The 12,727-nt window shown below is 56.6% G+C and carries 12 protein-coding genes and 3 pseudogenes; 5 read left to right on the top strand and 10 right to left on the bottom strand.

All coding sequences use genetic code 11. The features are described 5' to 3' along the window. Nucleotides 1-81: 81 nt before the first annotated feature. Nucleotides 82-537: a hypothetical protein gene (locus KDB76_RS28725; protein ID WP_144084450.1), complete on the bottom strand. Its 456-nt coding sequence runs from the start codon at nt 535-537 to the stop codon at nt 82-84. A 195-nt stretch (nt 538-732) separates the two neighbouring features. On the opposite strand from KDB76_RS28725, the pseudogene KDB76_RS29995 reads away from it, so the two are divergent. Further along, a pseudogene (locus KDB76_RS29995) lies at nt 733-969 on the top strand (hypothetical protein); the annotation flags it as partial. Here the strand turns inward: KDB76_RS29995 and KDB76_RS28730 are convergent. The 7 genes and pseudogenes from KDB76_RS28730 to KDB76_RS30000 form a co-directional block, all read right to left on the bottom strand. Continuing rightward, the gene (locus KDB76_RS28730; RefSeq protein ID WP_019752844.1) at nt 923-1,582 is read right to left on the bottom strand and encodes an isoprenylcysteine carboxylmethyltransferase family protein; all 660 of its coding nucleotides are present in this window, start codon (nt 1,580-1,582) and stop codon (nt 923-925) included. The pseudogene KDB76_RS29995 and the gene KDB76_RS28730 overlap by 47 nt on opposite strands. Continuing rightward, nucleotides 1,579-1,854, bottom strand: coding sequence for a DUF2933 domain-containing protein (locus KDB76_RS28735; RefSeq protein ID WP_010955870.1), 276 nt, complete (start codon nt 1,852-1,854; stop codon nt 1,579-1,581). Before KDB76_RS28735 ends, KDB76_RS28730 begins: the two co-directional genes overlap by 4 nt. Nucleotides 1,855-1,879: 25 nt before the next feature. Next, on the bottom strand, nt 1,880-2,335 hold the full coding sequence (locus tag KDB76_RS28740) for a hypothetical protein (RefSeq protein WP_019752846.1): 456 nt from the start codon (nt 2,333-2,335) through the stop codon (nt 1,880-1,882). Between the two features lie 134 nt (nt 2,336-2,469). Further along, nucleotides 2,470-3,492 (bottom strand): cytochrome D1 domain-containing protein, encoded by a 1,023-nt coding sequence (locus KDB76_RS28745; RefSeq protein WP_019752847.1) that lies wholly within the window; start codon nt 3,490-3,492, stop codon nt 2,470-2,472. Between the two features lie 265 nt (nt 3,493-3,757). Next, the gene (locus tag KDB76_RS28750) at nt 3,758-3,958 is read right to left on the bottom strand and encodes a heavy-metal-associated domain-containing protein (RefSeq protein ID WP_004575963.1); all 201 of its coding nucleotides are present in this window, start codon (nt 3,956-3,958) and stop codon (nt 3,758-3,760) included. Nucleotides 3,959-4,298: 340 nt separating this feature from the next. After that, nucleotides 4,299-6,668 carry a heavy metal translocating P-type ATPase gene (locus tag KDB76_RS28755; protein ID WP_024087932.1) on the bottom strand — a complete coding sequence of 790 codons (2,370 nt, stop codon included), beginning with the start codon at nt 6,666-6,668 and terminating at the stop codon, nt 4,299-4,301. 48 nt (nt 6,669-6,716) lie between these two features. Next, nucleotides 6,717-6,850, bottom strand: a pseudogene (locus KDB76_RS30000) (DUF2933 domain-containing protein); the annotation flags it as partial. A 208-nt stretch (nt 6,851-7,058) separates the two neighbouring features. Between KDB76_RS30000 and KDB76_RS30005 the strand changes: the two are divergent. Continuing rightward, nucleotides 7,059-7,181, top strand: a pseudogene (locus KDB76_RS30005) (helix-turn-helix transcriptional regulator); the annotation flags it as partial. 70 nt (nt 7,182-7,251) lie between these two features. Here the strand turns inward: KDB76_RS30005 and KDB76_RS28760 are convergent. Then, nucleotides 7,252-8,286, bottom strand: coding sequence for an IS110 family transposase (locus tag KDB76_RS28760; protein WP_019752850.1), 1,035 nt, complete (start codon nt 8,284-8,286; stop codon nt 7,252-7,254). 117 nt (nt 8,287-8,403) lie between these two features. Here KDB76_RS28760 and KDB76_RS28765 point away from each other — a divergent pair. The 3 genes from KDB76_RS28765 (at nt 8,404) to KDB76_RS28775 (ending at nt 11,303) form a co-directional block, all read left to right on the top strand. Then, a protein-coding gene (locus tag KDB76_RS28765) for an IS3 family transposase (protein ID WP_085982912.1) occupies nt 8,404-9,554 on the top strand; the annotation gives its coding sequence in 2 pieces (ribosomal slippage) (nt 8,404-8,647 and nt 8,647-9,554; 1,152 coding nt in all). 133 nt (nt 9,555-9,687) lie between these two features. After that, a complete protein-coding gene (locus KDB76_RS28770) occupies nt 9,688-10,668 on the top strand; it encodes an IS5-like element ISPa26 family transposase (RefSeq protein WP_024086516.1) in 981 nt (326 codons plus the stop codon). Nucleotides 10,669-10,964: 296 nt separating this feature from the next. Further along, complete coding sequence (locus KDB76_RS28775; RefSeq protein WP_080676077.1) at nt 10,965-11,303, top strand: hypothetical protein; 339 nt, start codon at nt 10,965-10,967, stop codon at nt 11,301-11,303. 658 nt (nt 11,304-11,961) lie between these two features. On the opposite strand, the gene istB is transcribed toward KDB76_RS28775, so the two are convergent. Further along, on the bottom strand, nt 11,962-12,717 hold the full coding sequence (gene istB, locus KDB76_RS28780) for an IS21-like element helper ATPase IstB (RefSeq protein WP_038408850.1): 756 nt from the start codon (nt 12,715-12,717) through the stop codon (nt 11,962-11,964). Nucleotides 12,718-12,727 lie beyond the last annotated feature (10 nt).

Below are 12,727 nucleotides of genomic sequence, written 5' to 3' on the forward strand. Positions count from 1 at the left end.
CGATTCAGATCATGGTAACCCCGGCCGCTGGAGCCATTTCTGAAGTACTGACACGGCGCTGAAGCGATGTGGCAGTTCCGCCTAAGGCGGCGAGCAGCAGCGAGAAAAGATCGTCACCCCAAGTTTTTCTTCTTGCAGGCGACTGACTAGAGGAGAAATCGAGATAACAGCTCGCAAGGCATCCTGATTGGCGCCCGACCATGCCTGATCCTGTACATCATTGAGCACGTGCTGTGTCGGAATTGGCCGAAACGCTTGCGTCGCGGGGTCGTAGACGTAAACGTGAAGACCTATTTCAATCGCTCGCGAGGCCTGACGGTGCCAGTTAAAATTGCCACCATTCGTCATCGTGTCCGCAGCTACGAGGATGTCGTAGTCATTAACGATGTAGCCGAAAAGTACATGCAGCGAGATATCGCGGAGAGCTAGAGAATGACGCCTGCTCGCCGATCGCCAGACTAGGTTGCGTGCAAAGTGTCGCCTACTGACCCTTGGGTCATCCAAAAGCGTGACCTTGTCGTAATAGGCTACTGACAAATCAATATCGTCGACCAGGGCTATTTCGAATTCATTCCGCTTCGCCTGTTGCCGCGGCCCTGATAGCACAGGCTGCGGCTGGTGCCCGACTGAGGTAGATCTCCACTTGCAGCTGCGAATTTACGAGCTGCCCCAGCTTCTTTCGCTACTCGACGTACTTACTTGCGTTTTCACACAGCCTGCGTCGAAAGCGGACAGGGCATCGCAAAGTCATCCAACTGTCTGAGTTATCCGAACGCCAACAAGGATGCCACCGAGCTTGTCGACAAGAAAATCCGCGACAATTCAGGGTTTCATCCAAGCAAACAGACTTTGGATACCTTACTCCCGCTAGAACCACTGCCGCTGAAACCCTCCTGGCATAGTAGCTCCTTCGTCCTACGCTTCAGCCTCTATGACCCCCACCCAACCTTTCGCGCATGCGCGGAATGAACCTAGGCGTAACGCGGGTATAAGCTTCGTAGGCAGCGCCAAACTGCTTGTGCATTTCCCGCTCTTCGGAAACCGCCAAACGCCCGTACATCACCAGCAACACCGGGAACATTGCAAGCGTCAGCAGCGTCGGCCACTGAAGGAGAAAACCCAGAAGAATCAGCACAAATGCCACGTACTGCGGATGTCTGATCCAGCCATAGGGCCCGACCGTTGCAAGTGAATGGCGGCGTTGCGCGTGATATAGCACGTTCCAGGCGGCAGAAAGCAAATAGAAGCCGAAACCCAGGAATAGGTAGCTGGCAATGTGCAAAACACTGAAGTGTGGGTTGCCCTGGTCACCGAGCAACGTCGACCACAGATGGCCGGATTCGTGGGAAAGCAGATCGAGGTTGGGGAACCTGGCCTGCAACCAGCCTGACAACAGATAGATCGTCAGGGGGAAGCCATACATTTCCACAAACAGGGCAACGATGAACGCCGAGAATGCACCGAAGCTCCTCCAGTCTCTCGCCGTTGCCGGCTTGAAGAAACTGAAGGCAAACATGATGAAGATCGCGGAGTTGATGAAAACCAGCGACCAGAGGCCATACGCGCTTTCACCATGATTCATGATGGATCTCCCGGCTTATGGATATCAGCCTTATCGGAGGGGGCCGGTTTGCTCTGGCCCTGGTGATGGTGTCCCCCATGTCCTCGATGCATGAAGACATGCATCAGCGGACAGGCGAGCAACAACAGATAAGGCAGGGCTCCAACGACATGGGCAAGGTGCTCGGTGAGCAGGAAGTAAACGGCGATCCCACCGATTACCACCAGGCCGATTGCGTAGCGTGAACGCCAGAAACTGGGCGGAGAGCCGTGTTCATCGAAGTGAGGGTTCATAGCGACTCCAGGGAAAGGAGGTGGGTTACTTCGATGCTGCAGATGGCATGCGGTCCATCATCATCTGCATCATCGACTCCATCATGTCCATGCGCTTCTCCATCATCTGGTGGCGGGCGGCCATATCCCCGCCCATGCCGCCATGCATACCCCCCATTCCCGGCATGCCACCCTCCATGGACTTCATCATGGCCATGCCATTTTTCATCAGCGCCATATGCTCGGCCATCAACGCCTGACGGGCTTCCGGCGTTTTGGCTGCAGTCATCTTTTCGTGCATGGCTTGCATGGCCTTCATTTGCTGGTCCATCGCCGCCATTTGCCCTTTGTCCATTGGCTGAGAAGGCGTATTCACAGTGGCCGCCGCGCCTGGCGCATCGGCCGGGTGATGTGCCGAGTGTTCATCGGTGTTTTGCGCCATCGCGCCCACGGACGCTGCACCCAAACAAAGTCCGATCAGTAAATTGCGAACGTTGGACATCATCATCTCCTTAACACTGTTATAAAGCCGGATGCCTAGGTCTTGGCGCCAAGCCTCACCTGGCACGACAAACAAATGACTGCGCCGGCGTAAATGCTCATTTTTCGTCTCGTGCTCGGGTTGCACATCGACGGCTATTGGGCTCTCGGCGGCTCGAAGCTGATCCCGTTTGGCCCGGCGCCAACCTTATGGGTAGCAACGACCTTACGGCTGCTCGTATCGATGACAGATACGGTGCCCGCTTCAATATTGCTGACAAACACATAAGCGCCGTCGCTGCTGATGGCCACACCATGGGCACCCTTGCCGGTGGTCACGGTGCCCAGGCTGCTACGCGTCTGGATATCTACGACGGAGACTCGGTCGTCCGGATTCTGGCCGCTGCCCTGGTTCGCGACATAGACCTGGCGACCGTCAACGGTGGCCATCATCTGGATTGGCGTGCGGCCGACATCAACCTTGCCGATCACCTTGCGTCTGGCCGTGTCGATGATGCCAAGCTGATTTGTCGCACTGAGCGAGACGAATGCCAGGCGACCGTCGGGGGCAAAGCCGACCTGGACAGGGCCTTTACCTACGGGAATCTGCGCGGTTTCTTTGAGTGTGACGACGTCGATAAGCGATACGCTGTCGCTCTTCATGTTCGCGATATAGAGCGTCCGGCCATCAGGGCTCAAGCGCAGCCCATGGGGATAACGCCCAGTTGGAATACCGGGCAACTCGATTCGCTGCTCAAGGTCAAATATTCGTACCCGGTTGGCAGCGGAATCGGTCACGAAAGCTCGCAGCCCGGTGACGTCGGTGACCACATGAGCCGGGTGATCGCCTGCCGAGAAGCTGAACGGTGGCCTGTCCAGCGCGCTGGTACTGAACACCAGCAACTGCCCACCGGGCTTTTCACCACTCGAATGCCCCGCATGTCCAGCCACTCCAACAACCAGAAGCAAGCTGCCGTCGGGCGAAACCTGTAGGTTGTGGGGTGCGATCGGCAAGGCGACCGTGCTCACATCACCTGTCGCAAGATTTACCTGGCTAATGGAAGCGGACCGTTCATTGGCCGTGTAGACGTTACCCGTAGGGTTTGCCATGACCAGCCCCAGAGGGATGAGCAGGGATATCCCCAAGGCCATAGAACTAAACCGCTTGGCAGTCATCATGGTGAATGAGCTCCAACGAGGGGCCGGGGTATGTGAGCCAGGCTGACCTATGCATTCACTCAAGATAAACACCAATCGCGAAGCATTTTCTTGATCAGCGTCAACGTCCACGGCTTGACTCGGTGCGGAGTGATCGAAGGCCGTCCACTTTTTGGGGAGTATCGCTGGCTATCTCGACCCGGAGTCAGTCGACATCAGGCCGTATATGAAGAAACCGCGCCATGAAACATGGCACGGCGGCTTGCCATCTGAGCGGCAAGGAGACTTAGCGACTGACTTTGGTTGGGTAACCAAGCGCCTGGACCAGTGCACCGACGCGTTCCGCCTCGATGTTGCTTTGGACACTCACTGTACCGGCAGCACGATCAACGATCACCTTCGCGTCGCCATCGGCAGCCTGGATGGCCTTGGTGATCTTGTTGACACAACTGCCACATCCCATACCGGAAACTTCCAAAACGAACATAGCGGGCCTCTCATGCTGGTACGGCTTCTCTCGCCGCATTTACAGCTTCAACCTTGACACGATGACAAGGTCAAGGCCCGGCCGAGGGATTTATCTTCGCCCTAAAATCTCGTCCAACTCCTCTGGCGACGGACCCTGCTGCATCTTCAGTTGTCCCTTACGATCCTGGCAGGCGATGGCGGACGTCGCTGTTGCCCCGAGGTCCCCCATCAGGACCAGATTGGCGCCGAACTGGCGGACATACCCGCTAAGGCCAACAGCCCCAGACAGTCAGTCATATGGATCAGGCGTTGAAACGCTGATGGCGGAACTTCCTCTCATAGGTTGCGGTGTGCCCATCTCAGTCTGTGACTACGCGCTTCAACCGCAGTGCGTTGAATACCACGGAAGCCGAACTTACGCTCATGGCCAATGCGGCAATCATCGGTGACAATAGATGGCCAGTAAGGGGGTAGAACAAGCCGGCCGCCAGCGGTATGCCCATAGCGTTGTAGAAGAATGCGAAGCCCAGGTTTTGACGCATGTTCTTCACCGTGGCCACGGATAGTGTTCGGGCCCGCAGGATACCCATCAGGTCGCCCTTGACCAGCGTCAACTGGGCGCTGTTCATGGCAACATCGGTGCCGGTTCCCATGGCGATCCCGACATCAGCCCGGGCCAGCGCGGGGGCATCGTTGATCCCATCTCCTGCCATGGCAACCCGGCGCTTATCGCCCTGCAGGAGCGCCACCAGTTGCTCCTTGTCCTCGGGTTTCACTTCTCCGTGGACTTCCTCAATGCCGAGTTGTTTCGCGACCGCACGTGCCGTAGTCAGGCCGTCGCCGGTGGCCATGATGACCTTCACATCTTCTGCCTGTAGCCGGGTTACCGCCTCCTTGGAGGTGGGTTTGACCGGATCGGACACCGCCAGCAGGCCAGCGAGCACACCATCGACGGCCAGGTACATGATGCTCATGCCTTCCAGACGCAGCTGCTCGGCGCGGTCTCGCAACGGACTGGTGTCGAGGCCAGCCTCTTCCATCAAGGTCGTGTTGCCAAGCTGCAGCCGTTTGCCGTCCACCTGGCCACGTACACCGATCCCAGAGCCCGACTCAAACGCCTCTGGCTTGGACAAGCTGTGTCCATGCGCTCGCGCATGATCGACAATCGCATGTGCCAGCGGGTGCTCGCTGCCTTGGTCCAGGCTGGCGGCAAGGCGCAAGACTTCGGGTGGCATGAACTGCCCGGTACCGACCACGCTATGAAATACTGGCCGGCCTTCGGTGAGGGTCCCGGTCTTGTCGACGATTAGCGTGTCGATCTTGCAGAGGTTCTCGATAGCACTGGCGTCTCGGAAGAGCACGCCACTGCTGGCAGCCTTCCCGGTAGCGACCATGATCGACATGGGAGTGGCTAGGCCGAGCGCGCAGGGGCAGGCAATGATCAAAACCGCTACCGCATTAATAAGGCCGAAGACCCAGCCAGGCTCCGGTCCGAAAAGCCCCCAGCCGAAGAGGGTGACCAGCGCGACCAGAATCACCCCCATGACGAAATAGCCGGCCACGGTGTCCGCCATCCGCTGCATCGGGGCTTTCGAGCGCTGAGCCCGCGCGACCATCTGCACGATTTGCGAGAGCACTGTCTCGGCGCCGACCTTCTGCGCCGCCATCACAAGGCTGCCGTGGGTATTCAGCGTGGCACCGATGAGTGCATCCCCAGCTTTCTTCATCACTGGCACGGGCTCGCCTGTCAGCATGGATTCATCGATAGCACTTTCGCCCTCCAGGACCACCCCGTCGACCGGCACCTTCTCGCCAGGGCGAACGCGCAGGTGGTCGCCCGTATGCACGTGGGTGAGCGGAATATCTTCCTCCTGACCATCGGTCCCGATGCGACGGGCCGTCTTGGGGGCAAGGCCCAGGAGCGACTTGATGGCGGCGGAGGTTTGTGAGCGCGCCTTGAGCTCGAGCATTTGGCCGAGCAACGTTAATGAGATGATGACTGCAGCCGCTTCGAAGTAGACGCCGATGCGGCCATCCTGCATGAAAGTCGTCGGGAAAACCTGCGGGAACACTGTGGCCGCAACGCTGTATAGGTACGCCGCAGCCGTTCCCAAACCTATCAGGGTCCACATATTCGGGCTGCGATTACGAATCGATGCGACCCCACGCACGAAAAACGGCCAGCCCGCCCATAGTGTCACGGGAGTGGCCAGAATCAACTCCACCCAATTCTGTGTGGCCCCATGCAGCAATTGGAGTTGGTGGGCAGTCATGGCCAACACGGTCACGATGACCGTCAGGGGCAAGGTCCACCAGAAGCGGCGGGAGAAGTCCTTGAGTTCCGGGTTCTCGTCTTCCTCAAGCTCCGGTATTACCGGCTCTAGGGCCATGCCACAGATTGGGCAACTGCCCGGCCCACGCTGGCGGATTTGGGGATGCATCGGGCAAGTGTATTCGGCGTCCGCCGCGTTGCTTGGCTGCGGGGCAGCCGAGTGGAGATGGCCCGCGTGTTCTTGGTCCTGGGGGGGGCTAAGATAATGCACAGGCGCTGCGCGGAATTTCGTCAGGCACTTTTCACTGCAGAAGCGGTATGTCTTTCCCTCGTATAGCTCGAAGTAGCGACTATCCGGTGGCACCGTCATACCGCATACCAAATCGCGCTGACTACCATCCGGTTGCTCATGCGGGTGCGAGTGGTCATGGTCATGCTGGCACGATTCGGTGTGCATGAAGTAGTTCCCTTTGTTGTCCGGTTTGGACGAGTTTTCACCCTTCTGGTGAGAATACCCGCCATGGTTGTGCCCGAAGAGTTGCGTCAGCGGACAGAGCAACAAAATTAAATAACTGTAGTGCCTGTGACAGGTGGCCATAGTGCACGAGCCACATAAAACAGGCCAAATATGGCCAGCATGATCAGTGCAATACCGCCTTTAGTCCGCCAAAAAGGTATTGCCAGATCTGTACCATGGCGATGGGCTCCGTCATGATCAACTCCCAAGCTGGGTGGGAAATATCGGCCGCTGCCGTATTGTCCAGCCTAGACAACATCTCCTTGAACAGCTGTGACGCCAATCAATGCTCCTGTAAGCGTGTCGATTATTGTTGTGGTGTAGCGTCATGGCATAGATCATTTCTGGAGGTAGCTGATCCTGCTGCTGCACCAGTGGTTGCCCTTCGATACTGCGCTGGCTGCCTTGTACCCCGGCGAGGGAGTGCCAAAGCCGCTGGAGGAGTACGACGCCGGCTCCCGGTAGGGAACGCCGTCCATGCTTTCCTGCCTGGACGGCCTAAATCACGCCCTGAGGAAGTCAGTCAACCCAAATTGAGGGTCTTGAGAAGCGGTGAGCCGCGCTTCCTCAGCGCATTCAAGTAGGTGGTTTCATCGTAAGGCGTCCTGGTTTGCCAGCACCTGTACAAAATCCGAATCCACTTGAACGCAAGTGCGCGTACAGCAGCCTGGTAACTGCTTCCTTTGGCACGCTGCTGCCGGTAATAGGCTCCAGCCCAGAAGGACTTGTTGATGGTCTGACCTGCCCACTCAACGAAGGTTTGGCGAAGAAACGTTGGACACTGCCATCGCCAGTGCACCCAGCTTTTCTTTCCACTGCGCTCTGTGACCGGGGCTATACCGGAATACTTTTGTAGCTCGTCTGCGCCATGGAAGCGTTCACGTTGTTCTCCAAAAGCTGCAAGTAGGCGTGGTGCTAGATGCTGGCCTGCGCCTGGCAAGCTTTGAAACAACGCGTAGTCAGGTAGCGCAGAAGCTACCCGCTCAATTTCCGTATCGAACCGATCAATCACCATCAGAACGGTACGCAGTTGCTCAACCAGCGCGAGGACATGCAAACGGCATGGCTCAATGATACCGGCATCATCGGTGAGCGCAGAGGCTGCACGGATCGATGCCACACGCGTCTGTATCAATGCGGCTCGGCGTCCGTTGTGTGAGTAAAAGAACGCCTCAAGCGTGGTTTTGCGTGCCCGTTTGGCTGACAGAAGTGTCGGCCAGCGAGCTAGGAAATCGCAGAATAACAGAGTGTCTCGCTGCTCAAACCATTCCAGTGCTTGCGGGTAATACTGCTTAAGGGTGCTACACAGTCGGTTGGTGAAGCGCGTTTTGTCGTTGATCAAATCTCGGCGCTGTTCAATCAGGCTCAGTAGCGATCTCATTGCCACGCTCTGTGGCTTGAGTGCGGTGAACTGCTCCGGGTGGCGAAGCAGCATATCGAGTGCCAACTCTGCATCGGAGGGATCGTCCTTGGCACGACTAGGTTTGAATGCCAAACGATACCTGGCAAGCGTCGACGGATTGATGGGGAAAAGCACAAGAAAGTCGTACTTCAGCAAGGCTGAGACAATCGGTCCTTTAGCTAGCTCGACAGCCACTGCGATGGGCCCACCTGAATCGCCCCTGGTTTCGTAGACACCTCCAAGCCTCATAATGAGGCCCAAATAGGAGGTGCCATGAGTCGTCAGCGTTACCCTGAAGAATTCAAGATCGAAGCGGTCAAGCAAGTGACCGAGAAAGGCAAGCCTGTCGCTGAGGTTGCCCAGCGCCTGGGCATGTCCGTGCACAGCCTTTACGCCTGGATCAAGGTCTACAGCAAGCCCCAAGAGCAGCGTCAGCAAGACAATGATCAGCAGGCCGAACTGCGCAAGCTGCGCGCTGAACTCAAGCGCGTGACGGAAGAGCGAGACATCTTAAAGAAGGCCGCCGCGTACTTTGCCAAGGAGTGCGGCTGAAGTACGCCTTCATCAAGAAGCACTCGACGGATTACCCGGTGCGGCGCCTTTGCCAAACCCTCAAGGTGCATCCCAGCGGCTACTACGCTTGGTTGGCGGAGCCTCAATCTGCCCGAGCAAAAGAAGATCATCGTCTGCTTGGTTTGATCAAACATGCTTGGCTCGAAAGCGGAGGTGTGTACGGCTATCGCAAAATTCATGGTGACCTGCGTGAGCTGGGAGAGACATGCGGGCGAAATCGAGTCGGTCGTTTGATGCAAGCAGAGGGGTTGCGTTCGCAAACGGGTTATCGCCGTCGTCCTGGGTTTTATGGCGGAAAACCAACCGTGGCCTCGCCCAACCACCTTGCCCGGCAGTTCAAGGTCAGCGAGCCGAACAAGGTCTGGGTGACAGATATCACTTACATCCGCACCTATGAAGGATGGCTTTATCTGGCGGTAGTGCTGGATCTCTTCTCACGCCAAGTAATTGGTTGGTCAATGAAGCCAAGGATGTGCAGCGACCTTGCTATCGACGCGATGCTGATGGCCGTTTGGCGACGCAAGCCACAGCAGCAAGTGATGATTCACTCAGACCAAGGCAGTCAGTTCAGTAGCTCAGATTGGCAAAGCTTCCTTAAGGCCAACAATGTGGTCAGCAGCATGAGCCGACGGGGAAACTGCCACGACAATGCCGTAGCCGAGAGCTTTTTCCAGCTTTTGAAGCGGGAACGGGTTCGACGAAAGACCTACGCGACACGTGACGAAGCCCGGAGTGATATTTTCGATTACATCGAGATGTTCTATAACCCAAAACGTCGACACAGCAGTGCTATGCAGCTGTCTCCAGTAGAGTATGAGAAACGCTATTTCCTGAGCTTGGAGAGTGTCTAGGAAACCAGGGGCGATTCAAGAATTCATTACCGACACACTCAAAATTATCCGAGCATTGGTCTCTAAGGAAATCCTGAAAAAGACTTCCTGATTTGGCAAAATCCCCGGACACCAATCGCCGAGCTTTTCGATGATGAAACAAATGACCTTCGCCGATGCCGAGTACGCCGGTAAGCGCAAGCAGACCCGCAAGGAGCTGTTCCTGATAGAGATGGATCGGGTCGTACCCTGGGAGGGTTTGATTGCTCTGATCAAACCTCATTACCCAAAGGGCGAAGGGGGCCGTCCAGCCTATCCGCTGATGGCGATGCTGCGGATTCATCTAATGCAGAACTGGTTCGGTTACAGCGATCCGGCGATGGAAGAGGCGCTGTACGAGACGACGATCCTGCGCCAGTTTTCCGGTCTGAGCCTGGAGCGAATCCCGGATGAAACCACCATCCTCAACTTCCGTCGCCTGCTGGAAAAGCATGAGTTGGCCACCGGTATTCTCGGCGTGATCAATGGCTATTTGGGCGACCGTGGCTTGTCACTGCGACAAGGCACCATCGTCGATGCCACTCTGATTCATGCGCCCAGTTCGACCAAGAACAAGGACGGCAAACGCGACCCGGAAATGCATCAGACCAAGAAGGGCAACCAGTATTACTTCGGTGCCAAAGCTCACATTGGTGTCGACGATGAGTCCGGGCTTGTGCACAGCGTGGTGGTCACTGCGGCCAACGTCGCGGACGTAACCCAAGTCGACAAACTGCTGCACGGTGGTGAGAACGTGGTCTGCGCTGATGCGGGCTATACCGGTGTAGAGAAGCGTGAAGAGCATGAGGGGCGCCAAGTCATCTGGCAGATTGCAGCCCGGCGCAGCACTTACAAAAAGCACGGTAACCGCAGCGCGTTATACAAAGCGATACGTAAGATCGAAAGAGCCAAGGCCCAGGTTCGCTCCAAGGTTGAGCATCCATTTCGGGTGATCAAGCGCCAGTTTGGTTATACGAAAGTGCGCTTCCGAGGCTTGGTGAAAAACACTGCTCAGATGGTGACGCTGTTCGCCCTGTCGAACATTTGGATGGCGCGTCGACATTTGCTCTCCAATGCAGGAGAGGTGCGTCCGTGAAGAGTGAAGTGACTGCTGCGAGGTGCTTGCAGCGGCAAAAAAGGCTGAAATAGACGGCAGGTTTGACCGGGATTTGAGCGGCTACCGTTTTTTGAAAGTGTCGATGGCGAAGTAGCCGGAAAACAGGGGCTACTTCAGACCATCCCTAACGGGATCACAATTACTCGAGCTATTGAGTGGTTTCGCAATGAACCACTTTCCAGCTTTAACTCTCGCACCGCTGAAATGGTCATCAGTGAAGGTAAGACAGATCAACTGCTACAGTTTCTAGAGTCTTGGCAGGCAGGGAGCCAAGGATGAGCAAACCACGAATATCTCCAGAAACAGGATACCAACAACCGGTTTATCACGCTTGCTACTCGAGGGTGATCAAAGCCATTGATGCACGGTACGACATCCGTGGCTATCTGCTGGCAGAGCTGGTGAAGTTATGCCTAAAGAACCGAGCGAAAGTCCCCTTGGCCAAACGTGCTTATTACCTACGCTACGTCCAGCCTGAGGCCCTAACGTATCTGGAGCTTATCGCCACCCGCTTGTTGTTCGGCCCTGGCGGACGATTTTCGCCTCACGAGTATCACTACAGAACCAACGGCGATTCAGACCGCTTTGGAAAGAAGGGTACACGGCGTAACTAGAGATGTGCATCGTCAGGGATGACTGAAAAGTTCACGTCGCTATCGGACATTCCCATCTGGCGCCTACAAAATTCGGGACCTTAGGGAGTGCTTTACCCACACGCGCCGGCTGCAATTGATGCCCCTTTCGCCGCGGTATGGGTAGATTGCAACAGGGGTATATCACAGGACGGCGGTTACCCCAATCCGCCATCTGAACTAGACAGCTGGTGTGCTCTTTAAAGTATGACCATCTTGCCACTCCAAGCCTATAATCCTCTTGTATAAACACCCCTAACGCAACACCTGGGATTTGATAAGCATTCCAGCAAGAATCTATCGGCGCGGGACTGGGTTCATACCATGCGCACTCCTGCCAAAACTCTTCGAAGACTTCATAAGAAAGGGCAACCAGCTCAATTAAGTCCGTTAATTGACTATAGCTAACTTGTGTTCCTGCTAACTCTCCTCGCTTCACTACCTGGGATTTAAAGCCCTCAAAGGTTTTATATATAAATACATCTATAATACCTGCCTGGTATAATTTAGATATCCTCTCCTTTGTCACATGTAATGCGGATTCCACGCCATTCGGACACTCAGCCCACGCTGATCCGGACACCTGTTCCACGATCATTCGGACAGGCAGTCGGAGCGCAGCGACGCAGGGGTTGCATTGTTAGTCTGAGGCGCCCGGCGCCGTCAATTTCTTCACCCGCTTTCTCATCGACTCGCCCTTGAGGTTGATCCGGTAGGCGTTGTGCACCAGGCGGTCGAGGATGGCATCGGCCAGGGTTGGATCGCCGATCAGTTCGTGCCAGTTGTCCACGGGCATTTGGCTGGTCACGAGGGTCGAGCGCTGGCCGTAGCGGTCGTCCAGTAGCTCCAGCATGTCGCGGCGCTGTTCGGCGGTGAACGGGGCCAGGCCCCAGTCATCAAGGATCAGCAGGTCGGTCTTGGCATAGCCGCTCATCAGCTTGGCGAAGCGCCCGTCGCCATGGGCTAGGCCCAACTCTTCCAACAGGCGCGGCAAGCGCAGGTAACGCACGCTGTAACCCTCTCGGCAGGCCTGGTGTGCCAGGGCGCAGGCCAGCCAGGTTTTACCCACGCCGGTGGGCCCGTTGATGATCAGGTTGAGTCCGTCGCGTAACCACTGACCGCTGCTCAGCTGGAGGATCAGCGCCTTGTCGAGTCCGCGCGGGCTGCGGTAGTCGATGTCTTCGAGGCAGGCGTTGTGCTTGAGCCGGGCCTGACGCAGGCGGCTGCTGAGGCGCTTGTCGTCGCGTTCGGTCAGTTCGCGGTCGACCAGCAGGCCGAGGCGTTCCACGAAGCTCAGGCTGTCGATGTCGGGGGTTTTCAGTTGCTCGGCGAGTGCCTTGAGCATGCCGGTCAGGCGCAGGGTCTGGAGCTTGTCCAGGGTCGGATGGGGCAGCATGGTGGGATTC

Source organism: Pseudomonas sp. JS425 (assembly GCF_018223845.1).
Taxonomy (GTDB): Bacteria; Pseudomonadota; Gammaproteobacteria; order Pseudomonadales; family Pseudomonadaceae; genus Aquipseudomonas; species Aquipseudomonas asiatica.